We start from the raw sequence: 16010 nt of genomic DNA on the forward strand, positions 1-16010 counted from the left end.
GGCACGGCGGCCACGGTGTTGCCGGGTACGTTGTCCCACTGCTCGCGCGTGAGGCTGCCCGTGCCCGTGCATGCGGTCGGCGTTGGCGTTGGCGTCGGAGTGGTTGCGGCAACGGTAAAGAACACCGGCGAGCTGCTCAGGGTAATGCCCTGGGCGCTCTGGGTAGTTCTGGCGTTGGTAGCCGCGTGGTTCCACTCGTAGCGCTCCACGCTGCTCAGGCCCCAGGCGGCCGGGAAGGAATAGGTGGCGCTGGCGGCCTCGGTGTTGTCGGTCAGGGCTTTGGCCCAGAGTATGTAGGTATAGGCGCCGTTGCGGCTGAAGGCGGCGCCGTCGATGCTGGCCGGCAGGGCCAGGGCCGCGGTGCGGGCGGCGTCGTAAGTCCAGCCGTAGAGCAGCCGGGAGGTGGTGGCAAAGGCCTGGCCCTGCTCGGTGATGCGCTGCGCCCCGGGGGCGTCGCGCTTCAGGTTTTCGTACAGGCCCATCAGCGCAATCTCCTCGGCGCCCGATACCGCTACGCCGGGCGCGGGCGCGTTCACCGACTCGCCCAGCTGGTAGAGGTAGAACTGCTTGATGCTGTTTTTCTGCGCCAGCACCAGGGCTTTGATGCCGTAGTTGCGCTGCATCTCGTCGGTGCCGGTGCGGTCGCCGGCGGTGCGGCGGGAGACGTTGGTTTCCGACATTATCAGGTGCTTGGCCGGGTAGGTGCTGCCGTAGCCGTAGCGGGTCAGCACGTTTTCCATGTCCTGCCGGTCTTTCAGCATCTGGGCCGCGGCATAGTCGGAGCTGCGGGTGTATCGGAAGCCGCCGATGCTGTTGTCCCAGGAGTGCAGGGAGTAGGCCGGGTAGCTGTGAAAGCTCAGCACGTCGATGTAGGCCCCGGCGGTGTGGGGGTAGGCGGCCGTCACGGCCCCGCCGTTGGGGTTGTCGGTGTAGCGCAGCAGGGCGTCCACAAACTGGGCGTAGCCCACGCCGCCCACCGTCACGTAGGAATCGGGGCGGTACCGCTGCACCAGCTCGTAGCTGATGCGTAGCATGCGGATGTAATTAAAGATGGGCGCTTTCAGGTTGGGTACCTCGTCGGGCAGGGGCGGGCGGGTCAGCCAGTTGTTCATGCTGCCGCCGTAGGTGTAGTCGGGCTCATTCACCACTTCCCAGAAGCGCACTTTGTCGCCGTAGATGAGCAGCAGGCGGTAGAAGTAATAGGCGTAATAGTTGTTCTGGTTTACGCTGCCATCGGCGTTCCAGATGGGCTCGTAGAGGTTGGCAAACAGCCGGGAGGGGCTGGTACCGCCGGGGTACACGGTCATGTCGCGGTGCGCGGCCGAGGGGCCTTCCACGAAGCAGGTCAGCTCCCGCATGCCGTAGGTGTTCAGGTAGGCGCTGAAGGTGTTGGCCCGGATGCTGTAGCCGTACTGCTCCACAAAGCTTTCGGGCAGGGTGGGCCGCACCGAGCGCACGCCGGCTGCCTGGGCAATGCCCGCCAGCTGCTCGTCGCTCCAACTGGCATTGTAATATCCTAAATTAATTCCGTACTGAAAGGGCTCGGCATAAGGCCGTACATAGTCTTTAGCGGTTCGGGTGGGTGCCTGTGCTGCAGCGTAAAATGCAGATTGACTAATCAATAGCAATAATGCGAGAAAGAGCTTCTTCATCAAAAATTGTATTTTAGTCTGAAAAATTATTCGATATCCAGCATGCGGTTATCCAGGTAAGTTACAAGTCCTGCCACGGCTTATGAAGTTCCAATCGGGCGTAAGCGCCGGCCTGATTTCGCCCGGCAAACAACCAGAAATTGGGGGTGGAGTACGATGCGCATCAGCAACAGCAGGAATGCGGAAAGCCCTTGCCCACCGGTTGCTGGAACCGGCGGGCAAGGGCTTTACTAAGATTTACGGGCTAGATACTAGCTTAATGGGTAACTCATTGCTGAGGTTGAATGCCTGCGGGCAGCCCCAGGCAGCCGCCACCGCAAAGCCGGCTCACGGAGGAAGTCAGCAGGCCAAAATTTTGTAAGTCCGCTACTCAGATTTACCCTGCTTCCTGGCACTGCCAGTGGGAGCAGCAGCGGGAGCCAGGGTTCCGCCCGGTTCCGGCTGCAGCAGGCGCGGCAGGTAGGCGTTCTGATATTGCACCCAGCGGGCCAGCCGCAGCTTGCCTTCGTGTGCGTAGTCGGGCAGCTGCCCGGCCAGGTTGTTGCTTTCCTGGGGGTCCATTTGCAGGTCGTACACCTGAGTCTGGCTGGTGGAGGCATTGAAAATCACCTTGTGCCGGCCGTCGCGGTAGCCAAACAGGTAGTGGGAGTAGGGGCTGAAGAAGTAGGCCCGGTTCTGTCGGTTGGGGTTGAACAGGCTGGTGCCCTGCCACTGGGCGGGGATGGGCAGGCGCAGAATGTCGAGGATGCTGGGTGCCACGTCCACCTGCCCGCCAATCACGGGCAGGGTCTCGCCGTGAAACAGCAGCGGGTTAATCAGCAGCAGCGGGATGCGCACGTTCTCTTCGTAGATGTTGGAGGCGTGCCCGTACTGCACGTGGCGGCCAAAGGCCTCGCCGTGGTCGCCCACCACCACCACCAGCGTCGACTCCGTCAGCCTGCGCTTGTCCAGCTCGGCCAGCAGGCGGCCCAGCTGCTGGTCGCTGTAGTGCAGCGCGTTGAGGTAGCGGTTGAGGTACTGCTCCGGCACCTGGTAGTCGTGCTCGGGGCCGGCAGGCGGGAAGTAGGGGTAGTGGGTCTGGGCCGTCCAGACGGTGGCGAAGAAAGGTGCCTGGGCCGAGTCGGCCGGCAGCCACTGCGTGCAGGCCCGGATAAGGCAGGACTCGTCGCTGCTGCTAAGAAAGTCGGTTTCCTCGGGGTCGATTTCCTGCACGGGCTTGGTACAGGGAATGGTCCGGAAATCAGCCAGGGTGTCGAAGCCGCGCCGGGCCAGAAAGCCGTCCATGTTCTGAAAGCGGGTGTCGGCGGCGAAGAAGAAGCCCGTACGAAACTTGTGCCGCCGCAGCTCCGAGCTCAAGGAGGGCGTGCGAATGTCGGGGTGCTCCTTGGTGATGCTCTGGTAGGAAATTTTCGGGTAGAGCGAGCCCAGCAGGGCCACCACGGCGTTGTTGGTGCTGGGCATGTGGGCGTACATGTCGGCCACCCGCAGGGCCTGCGGCAGCCGCCGGGCCAGCTCGGGCATGGCGTTGATGCGGGTCTGGTAGCCCGGCACGTACTCGGCGGGAGTCGACTCCAGCACAAACAGCAGCACGTTGCGGATGCGGGGGCTGGCCGGGGCTGTGCTGCGGCCGCCGGCCGCCGTCGGCGTAGGAAAAGCTTCAAATCCGGCCGGCACCTGCAGGGTAAACAAGTCGGGCGGCGAGGCCAGGGCGGCGTACACGGAGTGGGAAAACGCCAGCACCGGGTTGGCGGTAAGCTTGTACGTGAGGTTGTTGCGGTGGATGTAGCGCGGCGCGAGGATGAAAAAAGCCAGCAGACCCAGGGCAGGAACTGCCGCCAGCAGGCCAAACCGGCGGCCCTCAGGGTCGAGGCGCCGCAGCAGTGCCCAGAGCAGGTAGCTGCTCAGCAGCAGGGCCGCGCTCCAGCCCAGCAGCTGCCCGGCCAGGGCCCAGGATACGTTGGCCCGCAGCGCGGAGTAGAAGTCGCTGTTCTGCATGAAGTCGGAGTAGTACAGCCAGCCGTAGGTCATGGGCCCGCCCAGCAGGGTGCTGGTGGTGATGTAGCTCACCGCCGCCCACACGGCTACCAGGGCCAGTCCTAGAAAAGCTCCAATCAGCAGCTTCTGCGCACGGGGCGAGCGCCGAAACAAAACAGCCAGCCCCATAAAAGCGGCTCCCAGCCCGGCTGCCAGCAGCAGGTCGTAGTAGCTGCCCAGCAGCACGATGTAGAAAGCCCGCGGGTAGCGGAAAACGACCCCGTAGTCAATGTCCAGCACCTGGGCCCTCACCAGAAGCAGGACCAGCATCAGGCCCAGAGTGATACAGCCGAGCCAACGAATGGTGGGTGCGTGCATGAAGGAAAGGAGAGGCGCCGAAAAAAAGCGGCTCAGGCTGGGTTTGCAGGAGCCGCACGGCCCTTATACGGGGGCGGCGCCCCAGCCGCTTACTTCAGCAGGCGGCAGGCGCCGTTCAACCTCACCTCCGGCCCCCCCTCCGGGGGAATTGCGCATCATGCAATTATTGGCGCCGCTCCAGGGCCAGGCCCTGCGGCTGTTCTACATGGCCGGGCGCCCCGCAATCGGGATGCACAGGGCCACGCCTGTAGGGCCCACGCGCAGCTGGCTGAGCAGGCGGTAGAGCTGCTGGTTGCCGTGGCGGTGCTGGGCGGTGTACATCAGCCCATCGAAAAGGAAAAGAAAGCCGCCTTGCAGCAGCAGGGCGTCGCCGTAGCCCCGGGAGCGCTGGGCGGCGGCTTCGCTGTCCTGGGTTTTGGCTTGCTCCCGCAGGTAAAAGCCGGTGGCGATGTAGGCAGCGTCGAGCCCGGCATTGAAGAGGTACAGGTTTTCGGTCGTGAGCTGGGCCCGCACTGTTTCGGCACGGTCGGCGGGCACGGGGCGCTGGCTGAGCCGGGTGGCCGCCACCAGGGCCAGGTTCACGGCACCCCAGCCCAGGCTCATCTGGCTGAAGTATTTGGCTTGTCCATCCGCCGTCAGCGCCCCGGCTGTGCCCGCCGCCACGTTCAGCAGGGCCCAGCCTCCCAGTACGTTCATGCCCTGCCGGTTCAGGGCCTCGCGCCGGCTGTTGAACTCCGTCAGACCAGCCGGAGGCGTTTGGGCCGCAAGACCCAGCGGCAGAAAGAGAAACACTAAGGCGAGGAGGCGGCGCATAGGAACAGGGTAGTTCGGTTTCTGCTACAAGCCCCGGGGCTCTGCAGATGTTATGCGAGCCGGCTGCTACTGCTTCAGCACCTTCAGCAGCTGGCGCTGGCCGGCATAGTCCACGGCCACCAGGTAGAGGCCCTGGGCCTGGTTGTGCAGGTGGCGGCTCAGGTGGGCGCCGGCCTCCGCGGCTGTCGTGAAGAAAGGCTTCAGCAGCACCCGGCCGTCGGCGGCGTGCAGCGCCACCTGCACGCGTGCGTCGGCCGGCAGGCCGCTCAGCTCCACGGTGCCGGTGCTGGGGTTGGGCAGCACCTGGGCCCGTGCCACCGGGGCAGCCGGCACATACAGCACCGGGCTGAGGTTGCTGCGCCCGTCGAGGTCTACCTGGCGCAGGCGGTAATAAGCCGCGCCGCTGGCCTTTTCGTCCAGCAGCTGGTAGCTGTGGGCCGTGGTGGTGGTGCCGTTGCCGGCCCGCTGGCCGCAGGCCTGGAAGCGCTGCCCATCAGCCGATTTTTCTACCAGGAAGTAGGCGTTGCCCAGCTCCTGGGCTGTGCCCCAGCTCAGCTGCACGGCCGTTGGCGTGCTGCGCTGGGCCCGGAAATAGGACAAGGTGACGGGCATGGGGGCCGCACCGCAGGCGTTGGCGGTCTGAAACCCCAGGAAGTCGTATTGGTCCTGGCCGATGGCCGTCCAGCCAGGGGCGGCGGCGGTCCAGCTGGCCTGGCCCCGCATCACATTGGGGTTGCGCACCAGGGTATAATCCTTGGTGGAGCCGCCGGCTACCGGCCAGTAGCCAATGGCGGGCCGTTCGCCCACCGTGCCGATGACGTCGAGCACGGTGCCGTTGAAGCTCAGCACCAGGGCATCGTCGCCGTTGAAGCCCGTCACCCCCGACAGCACGTCGGCCTGGTCTTTCAGGTTCTGGTTATCGGCCTGGTTGTTAATGATGACGTACACCTCGCGCCCGCCCAGCGTGCCCCTCAGGTTGAGCGTGGTGGTGGGGGTGGTGGCGCCGTTGGCAAACAGCTGCACCCGGTAGCCAGCCAGGTTGATGGTCTGGTCGGAGGGGTTGTAAATCTCCAGGGCCTTGTTGTTGGCCGCCGTCGACTCAATGTATTCGGTGAAAAGCAGGCCCCCGCAGCTCAGGCTGCCGTCGCCGCCGAAGTCGTCGTTGAGCAGGGTCAGGTTGTGGGTGCTGGTGCTGCCCAGGGTGGCGCCGGTGGGCGTGCCCAGGCGCAGGCGCAGCACCTCGTCGGGCTCCACGGTCAGGTCGCCCACAATGCTCACGCTCACCGTGCGCGTGGTTTGGCCGGCCGTAAACGTGAGGCTGGTCGTGGTCAGGGTGTAGTCGCCGGCATCGGCCGAGGAGTTGGCGGCATCTACCTGCACGGGCACGGTCACGGTGCTGGTAGCGGCGGGAGTCAGCGTCACGTTCACGGTGTAGGTGTTGTTGCTGTTGCCCTCGTCGCGGCTCAGGCTGGCCGTGGCAAAAGCCAGCACCGAGGCCGCGTCCATGTCGTCGTTCACAATGGTTAGGGTGTGGGCGGCGGGGCTGCCCAGGCTGAGGTTGGCGCTGGGGTTCTGCAGCACCAGGAGCAGGGTTTCGTCGGGCTCCACGGTGGCGTCGCCGTTCACGGTCACTGTCAGCGTCTGCGTCAGGGGCAGGCCGGGGCCAAAGCTCAGGGTCTGGGGCGTAGTAAAGGTGTAGTCGCTGCCTGCGCTGGCCGTGCTGCCAGCGGCATCCACGGCCACCTGCACGCTGGCCGCGGCACCGGGCTCGGCGCTCAGCGTCACGCTGAAGGTATAGGCCGTAGTGCCGCTGTTGCCCTCGGTAATGGAGCCGGTGCTGGCGGCAAACTGCACGCTGGGCACGGTGCCCACGGGCTGAAAGCCCCAGGCGCGGGCCACCAGCGAGGGGTCGTTGATGTAGGGGTTGTAGTTGCCCTGGCTGGCCGCGGCCCGGCGGTTGCGCTCAAACTCCTGGGCATCCACCGGGTCCTGCTGGTGCCACTGGTACAGGGTGTTGAGGTTGCCCACGGCCGATATCACGCCCTTGCCCGCGTCGAAGGTCTGGTTGGCGTGCATGGTGTAGAAGTAAAACACGGCCCGGGCCAGGTTGCCTTTGTGGTCTTCACGGGGCTCAAACATGGTGTTGGTATCCTCGCTCCACTCGGGCAGGTTGCTGCTGGGAATGCTGGTCTGGCTGTTCAGGCCCCGCATCCACTTAAGAGTTTGCGCATCGGGAATCTCACCAAACGGGTCGTCGCCGCGGTCGGCGTTCCACTGGATTACGGTTGGAAACAGGTGGTGAATGTCGGAGCGCATGCGCTCCACCTCGTTAAACCACGACTGCGGCACGGTGTGCTCGCAGTTGATGTTGGTCATGGTGGTGCTGGTGCTGCTGAAGCTGAACGTCTTGGGCTCGGTATAGCCCGAATACACGCAGCGCACCTGCCCGGCCTGGTTGTCGACGTAATTGTAAAGCTTGGCGCGGGCCGCGGCGTAGCTCAGCACGGTCCGCTTGCCGTCGTACCAGTTCTGACGCAGCCAGTCGCGCAGGGCCGCATCGCGCAGGGCCGCGGGTGGGGGCGGGGGCACCGTGGGAAAGGTCTGGGCCTTTATAGTAAATGTCGGGCTGAAGGCCAGCAAAAGCAGCAAACCAGCAAGAGTATAAAGGCGCATAGGCAGTTTTCAAATAAAAGGGCTTCAAATTTAAGGAGTTTGAAGCCTATTCCGACTATGCGAAGCAGCGATATTATTGTAAGAGTGCAATTGTGCTGAAAAGTGATGTAGTCCGAAGTGCTACTAGGGTAGCCGGCTGGCGCGGCCCGCCAAGAAGCTGTTTGAAATTGGGGAAATCATTTCGGGCCCTGCTGCTGATGCTGCCGCGCCGGCCCTTGACTGGCTCTACCGCTTTACTTTCGGCCGCTGTGATTTTCCTTTGCGAACGCTCCACCGCAGTAACTTGGCTGCGTAGAGCCAGGAAAGGTCCGGCCCCGTGGCTTTTCAACACGTTCTACCCAACTGATATTTCCGTGGCAACTTCCCAGCCTTCTGCATTTCCCGACGACGAGGCGGCCCGCCTTCGCAGCTTGCGGGCTTTTGAGGTGCTGCCCGCCTTGGCCGAGCCCGTCTTCGATGAGTTTGTGGCCCTCACGGCCCGCATTTTCAGCTTGCCCATCTCCCTAATCTCGGTGGTAGAGGAAGGCGAAGTCTTTTATCCGGCCAACCAGGGCCTGCCGGGCCACTACCAGCAGCCCCGCGTCGAAGCCCTGTGCTCGACGGCCATCGAGCAGGCCCAGGCGGTGATTTACCACGATTTAGCGCTGGAAAGCTACCCCTACATTCCCCCGGAGGCCCTGCAGGCAGCCCATTCGAAGCGCCTGCGGTTTTATGCCGGCGCGCTCCTGCGGCTGCCCGACCAGCACCCGCTGGGTACGCTGTGCATTATCGACCGGGCGCCGCGCAGCTTTACGGCCCCGGAACAGCGCATTCTGGAGATGCTGGCCGCCCTGGTCAGCCGCACCATTGCCGTGCGCCACCTCTGCCGTACCCAGCCCGAAGGAGGGCAGGCCCGCTGGACCAGCCTCAGTGCCGAGCTGCAGGAAGAAGTACAGTCCCTGAACGCTCTGGTGCGCTACCTGTTTGCGCGCCACGGCACCCAGGTGCCCGTGCCGGCCGACTTTCTCAAGCAGGTAGAAGGCCGCCTGCACGACCTGCAGGAGCTGCTCGACGGCTTTCGGCTGTAAGCGGCGCCTGCCGACCCTGGGCCCGGGGCAGTGGCGGGGCTCGCTGCTGCCCGCGCTTAGCAGGGCAGCACCTGGAGCACGCCCGGTACCTGCACCGGCGCGGGCAGCAGGCCGCTGCGGGCAAACTGGGCCCACAGCCGCCGCACTTCCCGGCCGGCCTGGTGTACTTCCGCCCAGGGGGCGTCGCCCAGCAAGGGCACGGCCGACCAGGTTTCCTGGTTGCCAAAGAGCAGGGGCAGGTCGATGGTGTGGGCCGCCCCAAAGGCACTGCCCCGGGGACGGTAGCTGACGGTGAACAGGTAAGCCCGGCCGCCGGCCTGCGCATGCCGCCGGGCAAAGGCGGCTGCCGGGCTCACGTAGATGCGCCGGGAAAGTGCCGCCACCAGCTGGTGGGTAATGGCCGGGCCCAGCAGCGGCAGCTTCTCCAGCCAACCAAACTTGGGGTCGATAACCGCGAAAAAGCGCAATTCCTCGGCTGTAGCGCCTATTAGCACGTCCACCGTGGTTGCCGCGGCCCGCCAGGCCTGGTCTACGCTGGCTTCCGACGGCAGGGGATAGGCACCGTACTGGGTGCCGAAGGGCATGCCCGCTTTCAGGCCGGCCCAGCGGGCCGCCCGCCAGGCCCGCGCTTCCAGGGCCAGCACCTCCTCGTGGCTTATCTCAGCGGGAATAGTGCCCACGGCTGCGGCCATGGCCCGGGTCATGCGGCTGCGGTTCGGGGCCAGGCCCAGCGGCGCGCTGTGCACGATGATGCGGCGAAAAAGACCCTGCGCGCCCTCCGCCACCAGCAGGTGGGCCGCCGCGTCGCCTCCGGAGGAATGGCCCAGCAGGGTGACGCAGCCCGGGTCGCCGCCAAAGGCCGCAATGTTGCGCTGCACCCAGCGAAGCGCCGATAACAGGTCCAGCAAACCCAGGTTGGCCGGTGCATCGCCGTGCTGGAGAAAGCCAAACAGCCCCAGCCGGTAGGTAACGGCCACGGCCACCACCCGTTGTTCGGCCACGAGCGAAGCCGGGTCGTAAAACGCCAGGTCGCCGGCCCCGCTTACGTAGGAGCCGCCGTGTATCCACACCATTACCGGCAGGTTTTCCCCTGGCTGAGCTTCGGCCGGGGCCGTTACCGTAAGCCGCAGGCAGTCTTCGGCATAGGTTCGCCCAACCATGGCCGGGCCCAGGGCTTGCGCCAGCAGCGAATCCACTACCTGTGGGCAGGCCGGCCCCGGTGCCGTTGCCTGCAGGGGCTGGGCCGTCGCGGGCTCATCTTCCGGAGGCCGGAAGCGCGCTGCCCGGGCGTAGCGGATGCCACTGGCCCGAACTACCTCCCCGTCGCGCCAGCCAATAATGCTGCCTGCAGGCGTAAGGAAAGTGGGCGGTGGCAAGGACATAGTCAAAAAAGCAGGCCGAAAAGAGGCTTTACAGCAGAGCCTGAACGCGAGGTAGGGGCCGGAGGTTGAGGCATGCCTACCCCGGCTGGCTGGTAGTATGGAAGCTCTGTAGGAAAGAAACCAAGTAAGTGCCAGCTCCTACATTTAGTCTTTGACGTATCAGGTTCTTTACTGCGTGCCCATGATTTTACAGAAACAGCTTCGGCTCCCGGCGATGCGCCGGGGCTTCCACCTCATCACCAGCCACGTGTTACAGGAGATACCCGAGCTGGGCCAGGTGCGGGCCGGGCTGCTACACGTCTTCCTTCAACATACCTCGGCCAGCCTCTGCATCAACGAAAATGCTGACCCCACGGTGCGCCACGACTTCGAGCAATTCTTCACCCGCGCCGTGCCCGAGAATGCACCCTATTTCCGGCACAACTCCGAAGGCCCCGACGATATGCCTGCCCATCTGAAGGCCGCCATGCTGGGCAGTAGCGTCAGCATTCCCGTCACCAACGGCCGGCTGGCCTTGGGCACCTGGCAAGGCATCTACCTGGGCGAGCACCGCGACCACGGCGGCCGCCGCTCCCTGGTGCTTACCTTGATAGGGGAGTAGAAAGTGAGGAAAGGGTAGTAAAAAAGCCCCGGACGCAAAAAGGCCCTAAAATCCGCTTTAGCAGGCTTTAGGGCCTTTTGTCTGGAATTCCGAGTGCCCGGAGCCAGCGTAGCGTCCAGCCTCAATAATGAGATGATAACCCATTGATTTGCCGCAGTATGTCTCTGGTAGTCCAGCGCCGAAATCAATACTCCCGCCGCCAATCCGGCTCCCCTCCCCACCAGGGCGGGGGTGGAGCTCGTGCCTACCTCACCGAAAAGCTGGGCGAGGCCGCCGGCGTGCTGGTGCAGGTGTCGCGCTTCCGCTACCTGCCCGGCCCCCGCACGCCCGTTCTTTTCCTGAGCCCACCTATCTGCTACAGGGCGGCCGCCACCCGGCGCACCGACACGCGCTGCTTGTAGTCGGGGTTGAAGTAGGTGAACCTGATGCGCCCGTCGCGGCCGATGACGTACGTAGCCGGCACCGGCAGCACGTCGTCGCTCGCCGCGTTGGCTTGCCGCAAATCAACCCCAAAGCCCTTGTACTTCTGCGCCGTGGCCGGGTCCACGGTGAAGGCCGTGTGGTAGGCCGTCATGATGACAAAGCCTTTATCGGACACGATGGAGAAGCTGGCCTTGGTCTTCTCCATGGTCTTGCCCACGTTCTCCTGCGTTTCGGGCGTCACCACCACCACTTGCGCGCCCTTGGCCGTGAGCAGCTGCAAGGAGTCCTGGAGCTGGCTGAGCTGCTTGTTGCAATACGGGCACCACTGGCCCCGGTAGAAGTACAGCACCACCGGGCCTTTTTTGAGGAGCTTCTTTAACTCAACTTCGCGCCCCTTGGCATCTTTGGCTTTGAACGCCGGAGCCACTGAGCCCACGGGCAAGGGTTCGGCCGTGCGGGGTGCCCCCGGTTGGGCTTTAACAACATCCGGCAGCAGGAAAGCAGAGGCCGCGAAGGCCGCAATGGAAAGCAGACGAGGGTTCATAGTGCAAAGTACCCGTTGCCCGGCAGGTTGCCCATGGGCTCGTAGCATACGGCGGGTAAGAGAAGTGAATAAAAAAATAAAGACCGCGGCAGAAGAGCGAAAGCTGGTCTGGCGGTAAAAAAGCGGGGCCGGCTATAAGCTTATCTGCCGTGAAACCCCGGCCGGGGCTTGCGCGCAACCCACCCCTTACACCTTCTTTCCAGAACAACGCGTGCAAAAAAACTCGTTGTGGGCCCGGCGCCCACCGGCGCCAGGAATGCGCCGCTCACTCCAGCCCTGGCCGGGCCGCTCAGCCGATGAGCTGCCGGGCCAGGGCTTCGAGCGTGGCGGCCTCGTGCGTCGGGCGAGGCGCCAGCGGGTACTGCGCCTGACCGGGCCGGCTGATGAAGGCCGCCTGCAGGCCTGCCCGCAGGGCCCCGGCTACGTCCCAGCCATGGGCGGCCACGAGCAGGGCTTCTTTGGGCTCCACCTTCAGCTGCCGGCAGGTGGTGAGGTAGGTGTCGGGGTGGGGCTTGTAGCGCTTCACGTCTTCCACGCTGCGCAGCTGCTCGAAAAAGTCGGTCAGGCCGGCGTAGGCCATCTGCTTTTTTACCGTGCTGCCGCCCGAGTTGGTGAGCGTCACCATGCGGAATCCTGCCTCTTTCAAGGCCGTCAGGGCGGGCGCCACGTCGGGGTGAGCCGGCAGCTCCGACACCAGCTGCAGCAGCTCTTTCTTACGCGCCGTGGGGCGCACCGGCTGCCCCAGCGCCTGGGCCACCATGTCAAGGGCGCCCTCCCCAATGCTGGCAAAGTCGTGATACTCCTGTGTTACGGTATCCACCAGCGAGTACTGCAGCAAAAACGAGAACCACTGCTTGAAGGCCGACTCCGACTGGAATTCCGCGTTGATGGCTTGCTGGAGCTTGCGCAGGTCCAGCAGGGTTTCATTGACGTCGAAGACGAGCAGCTTGGGGCGGGAGGAGAACAGAGACATGGCGAAAGCGGAAAAAGGAAGAGCTGCGGTGGCCAGGGCCACCGATGCCAGGAAGGTGCGGCGATTAACCATCTTGGCCTGTACGGCCCTGGCTGCAGTCAGTTCGGCGGGCGCCTCCGCTGCTGCCTTTCGCCGATTATCTCTGCCGCACGACAGTATCCGCTTTATTCCATTTCACCGGGGGCAGGATTTCGGCTGACTGCCTCCATCATCGTGCTTTTTGCCTTGTATCCCGCTGTAAATCAAAAAAGGTCAGATTTTATACGCGTCGCGAAGTGGAATGTGAAAATCGTCTGGCGGCTATAGAGACGCAACCGAAGGTCAGCGCAGCTAACATGCTGCGTCTCTACATGATTCGCAAATCTTTTCGCGTCCAGTTTAACCTCTTATCCAGTACCTGAACCGGAAATCTGCTGTGGCAGTCCGCACCACTGCGGCCGCCGTGCGACTGCCCCCGGCAACCTGCTGCCGGGCAGCACCCACGACCGCGGCACCTTCAGCTTCGGGCTTTGTAGCTCCGTAGCCCTTATCCGGCAGCCTTGTTCTGAGCTGCCAGGCTGAGCTGTCAGCTAGCGCGGTTTCTAGGTTGATGTACCCAGTTGGAAGGAGTTGAAATGTGAGAGTTAAAGCCTTGGAATGTTGGTTGTTAACCCTAAGCTTTTAACTCAGCGCCCAGACTTGGAAACTGCGCTAAAGGCTATGTTAAGGGACCGTAAAAAGGCCCAAAACGGCACGCCGGGTTAACTTGCCATTCTATTTTAAGCAGTCTTCATGCGCCTTGTTGTTGCGGCCGTACAGGCGGCCCCCGTGTACCTCGACCTGGCCGCCTCGCTGGCCAAGGCGGAAACCCTTATTGCCCGGGCTGCGGCCCAGGGCGCCCGGCTGGTGGTGTTTCCCGAAACCTGGCTGCCCGGCTACCCGGCCTGGCTCGACTGCTGCCGCGACGTGAATCTGTGGGACTCGCCGGCCGTAAAGCAAGTGTACCGCCGCCTGGTGGAAAACAGCGTGGTGGTGCCCGGCCCCGTGACCGAGGCGCTGGGAGCCGCCGCCCGCGCCCACGGCCTCGTGCTGAACATGAGCGTGCACGAGCGGGTGGGGGAGGGCCGCGGCCGCGGCACGCTCTACAATACCATGCTGACGTTCGACGCCGACGGCACGCTGGCCCACGTGCACCGCAAGCTCATGCCCACCTACACCGAGCGCCTGCTTTGGGGGCAGGGCGATGGCCGCAGCCTGCACGCCGTGCCCACCCAGGCGGGCCGGGTGGGCGGGCTCATCTGCTGGGAGCACTGGATGCCGCCGGCCCGCCAGCGCCTGCACGAATCGGGTGAAGACGTGCACGTGGCGGCCTGGCCGCAGCTCAAGGAAATGAACCTGGTGGCCAGCCGCCACTACGCATTTGAGGGCCGCTGCTTCGTGGTCGCGGCCGGGGCCGTCATGCACGTGCGCGACCTGCCGGCCGAGCTGGAGCCGGCCGGCGAGCTCGCCGGCAGCCCCGACGCGCTGGTACTCCGCGGCGGCAGCGTCATCATCGGCCCCGACGGCGCCATACTGGCGGGCCCGGTGTACGACGAAGAGCTCATCCTGACCGCCGAGCTCGACCTCGACCGCATCACCGAAGAGCAGATGACGCTGGACGTAACCGGTCACTACGCCCGCCCCGACGTCTTTGGGCCCTAAGCCCCTCTGGCGCGGCGCGGCCCGCCACCCCTGTACGTTGCCGCCCCAGCGCCTCCGCTCAGGGCCCGGGTGCAGCGGGCAAATACAGCGCTTCGTTTTTAAAGCGCACCAGCGCCAGCACCACGGCCTGCTCGTAGAGCTGCCGGCGGTCCACGGCATTATCGGTCAGCAGGCCGATAGCGCCGGCGGTCTGCTTGGTATTCGACTGCTTAAACACCAGGTCATCGGCGTGCCCGAGCTCCATGCCCCCGGCCACCAGGTCGGCAACGACCGGCGGCAAAAAGAAGGTGCCGGAGCGGGCTTTCCCCAGCCCGGTGCGGGCGCGCACCACCACCCAGGCAAAGGCCCCGAGCTCGTCGGCATGCGCTTGCACGCCGCCCTCAATGCCAATCCAGAAATCTGCGTCTGGCTGGGCCGTCACCGCGTTATTTACCCGGTTCAGGGCGCCCGTCAGCGTTTCCTCGTCCGTCATGGGCTGGCTGGCCACATCGGAGGCCACCGCCACGGAAACCACCCGGAAGCGCAGGTGCGGAAACATCCGCTGAAAGCCTGCTTGCGCCGCCGCCATCTTCACCGGGTTGGTGGAGGCCACCGCTATAATTCGCTCGTTATGGCTCATAGTTTTTCCAGGGTCTTGCCAGGTGGTACGGAAGGCCTGCCCTGATTGGCCGGCAAAAGAAGGGGTTTTCCGCGCTTATCGCAGCACCCAGGCCGGCCCAAAAGTGGCTCTCCCACGGGTTGGAGCGGGCCTTGCCACTTTCCCTACCTCGCCTACCCGCCCTCCTTCTGCTTTGCATTTCCTGCGCATGGCAAATCAACTGTTCCCGGTGCCCGCCCTGGCTCCTTCAATTATCGTGGTGGGGGCCGGGCTGGCCGGTCTCACGGCGGCGCAGGCGCTGCACCAGGCGGGGCTGCCCGTGCCGCTGCTGGAGGCCCGCGACCGGGTAGGTGGCCGCACCCTCGCCGTGCCGGCGGTGCCCGGCAGCCCCGAGGAAGCGTGGCTGGACCTGGGTGCTGCCCGAGACGGGACACATCATCCCTTCCTGATGCAGCTGTTTCGGAAGCTGGACTGCCGGCCCTTTGAGCAACCCAGCACCGGCGCTATGGCCTACGAAATGGCTGAGGGCATACACCGGCTGCCCAACCGGCTGGCTCGGCCGGGTGCCTGCCGCGAAATCTTCCGCGTGCTCAAGCCCGGTGGTGAGCTGTTCACCGCCGACGTCTTTGCCGACCGCCGCAGAACAGCTCCTGCAAGCCGGCATCGGCGAGGCTGCGTAACACAACACGCTGGATACGGCCGGCATTCTTCTCTCGGCCCGCTGCCGTAAGAGTGGGCGTCACTTATCTTTCTCCTTATGAAAAGCAAAATCATGATGCTCAGCGCCGCGGCGCTGCTCTCCGCCGGTGGGGCCCTGTTCGGCTTCACTGCTCACAGCAAAGTGGCCGACTGCCCGCTGAAAGGCACGCCGGACTGTCCGCTGGTAAAGAACTGCCCGGACAAGGGCACGCCGGCCTGCAAGCTGGCCACGATGCCAAGCTGCTGCGTCAGGCAGTAGACGGCTTGGGAAGACTGGGCCCCGGATGCCGGGCGTTGCAGAACGCCCGCCGTCCGGGGCTTTTTGTGCGGGCAGCGGCACACCACGGCCCCAGGCATGCAGTAGCCCGGTAGCACAGCAGATGTGCGGGCAGTTAGCAGTAGCCAACATATTGGGCCGGATTAGAAGTAGCCGAACGGCACGGGACAGCATAAAGCCAAAAGGCGACAAGCAGAGGTGGCCCACTGACCCGTTATTTATTCAATAAGTTTATTGATTAATTGAATAATCCTCCTACCTTTGGGCTCCTTACAG

The 16010-nt window shown here is 64.4% G+C and carries 14 protein-coding genes; 6 read left to right on the forward strand and 8 right to left on the reverse strand.

Features of this window, described 5'->3' with window-relative positions; genetic code table 11:
- The 4 genes from ABD919_RS21155 to ABD919_RS21170 form a co-directional block, all read right to left on the reverse strand.
- Positions 1-1622, reverse strand: a 1622-nt coding sequence (locus ABD919_RS21155) for a hypothetical protein (RefSeq protein WP_345238076.1), incomplete at its 3' end; no start/stop codon positions are given.
- A gap of 396 nt (positions 1623-2018) precedes the next feature.
- Positions 2019-4004: an LTA synthase family protein gene (locus tag ABD919_RS21160; RefSeq protein ID WP_345238077.1), complete on the reverse strand. Its 1986-nt coding sequence runs from the start codon at positions 4002-4004 to the stop codon at positions 2019-2021.
- 201 nt (positions 4005-4205) lie between these two features.
- The gene (locus ABD919_RS21165) at positions 4206-4817 is read right to left on the reverse strand and encodes a DUF6992 family protein (protein WP_345238078.1); all 612 of its coding nucleotides are present in this window, start codon (positions 4815-4817) and stop codon (positions 4206-4208) included.
- A 66-nt stretch (positions 4818-4883) separates the two neighbouring features.
- Entirely contained in the window at positions 4884-7490 is a 2607-nt protein-coding gene (locus ABD919_RS21170) for an endonuclease (RefSeq protein WP_345238079.1), read from the reverse strand.
- Between the two features lie 353 nt (positions 7491-7843).
- On the opposite strand from ABD919_RS21170, the gene ABD919_RS21175 reads away from it, so the two are divergent.
- Complete coding sequence (locus tag ABD919_RS21175) at positions 7844-8557, forward strand: GAF domain-containing protein (protein WP_345238080.1); 714 nt, start codon at positions 7844-7846, stop codon at positions 8555-8557.
- Positions 8558-8613: 56 nt separating this feature from the next.
- Here the strand turns inward: ABD919_RS21175 and ABD919_RS21180 are convergent, their stop codons facing one another.
- Positions 8614-9939, reverse strand: a complete 1326-nt coding sequence (locus tag ABD919_RS21180) for a carboxylesterase family protein (RefSeq protein WP_345238081.1) — start codon at positions 9937-9939, stop codon at positions 8614-8616.
- Positions 9940-10120: 181 nt separating this feature from the next.
- Here ABD919_RS21180 and ABD919_RS21185 point away from each other — a divergent pair, with 181 nt between their 5' ends.
- Entirely contained in the window at positions 10121-10540 is a 420-nt protein-coding gene (locus tag ABD919_RS21185; protein ID WP_345238082.1) for a secondary thiamine-phosphate synthase enzyme YjbQ, read from the forward strand.
- 158 nt (positions 10541-10698) lie between these two features.
- The gene (locus ABD919_RS21190; protein WP_345238083.1) at positions 10699-10941 is read left to right on the forward strand and encodes a hypothetical protein; all 243 of its coding nucleotides are present in this window, start codon (positions 10699-10701) and stop codon (positions 10939-10941) included.
- Here the strand turns inward: ABD919_RS21190 and ABD919_RS21195 are convergent.
- Both ABD919_RS21195 and ABD919_RS21200 read right to left on the reverse strand, forming a co-directional pair.
- Positions 10896-11507, reverse strand: coding sequence for a peroxiredoxin-like family protein (locus tag ABD919_RS21195; RefSeq protein WP_345238084.1), 612 nt, complete (start codon positions 11505-11507; stop codon positions 10896-10898). The genes ABD919_RS21190 and ABD919_RS21195 overlap by 46 nt on opposite strands.
- 289 nt (positions 11508-11796) lie before the next feature.
- Entirely contained in the window at positions 11797-12480 is a 684-nt protein-coding gene (locus tag ABD919_RS21200; RefSeq protein ID WP_345238085.1) for a haloacid dehalogenase type II, read from the reverse strand.
- Positions 12481-13251: 771 nt separating this feature from the next.
- On the opposite strand from ABD919_RS21200, the gene ABD919_RS21205 reads away from it, so the two are divergent.
- Positions 13252-14160 (forward strand): carbon-nitrogen hydrolase family protein, encoded by a 909-nt coding sequence (locus ABD919_RS21205; protein ID WP_345238086.1) that lies wholly within the window; start codon positions 13252-13254, stop codon positions 14158-14160.
- Positions 14161-14218: 58 nt separating this feature from the next.
- Here ABD919_RS21205 and yjjX read toward each other — a convergent pair whose 3' ends face one another.
- Positions 14219-14779 (reverse strand): inosine/xanthosine triphosphatase, encoded by a 561-nt coding sequence (gene yjjX / locus ABD919_RS21210; protein WP_345238087.1) that lies wholly within the window; start codon positions 14777-14779, stop codon positions 14219-14221.
- Between the two features lie 187 nt (positions 14780-14966).
- On the opposite strand from yjjX, the gene ABD919_RS21215 reads away from it, so the two are divergent.
- Together ABD919_RS21215 and ABD919_RS21220 are read left to right on the forward strand one after the other, a co-directional pair.
- Positions 14967-15488: an FAD-dependent oxidoreductase gene (locus ABD919_RS21215; protein WP_345238088.1), complete on the forward strand. Its 522-nt coding sequence runs from the start codon at positions 14967-14969 to the stop codon at positions 15486-15488.
- A gap of 27 nt (positions 15489-15515) precedes the next feature.
- A complete protein-coding gene (locus ABD919_RS21220; RefSeq protein WP_345238089.1) occupies positions 15516-15716 on the forward strand; it encodes a hypothetical protein in 201 nt (66 codons plus the stop codon).
- The last annotated feature ends 294 nt before the right edge of the window (positions 15717-16010 follow it).

Source organism: Hymenobacter saemangeumensis (genome assembly GCF_039541835.1).
In the GTDB taxonomy this organism is placed as follows: domain Bacteria; phylum Bacteroidota; class Bacteroidia; order Cytophagales; family Hymenobacteraceae; genus Hymenobacter; species Hymenobacter saemangeumensis.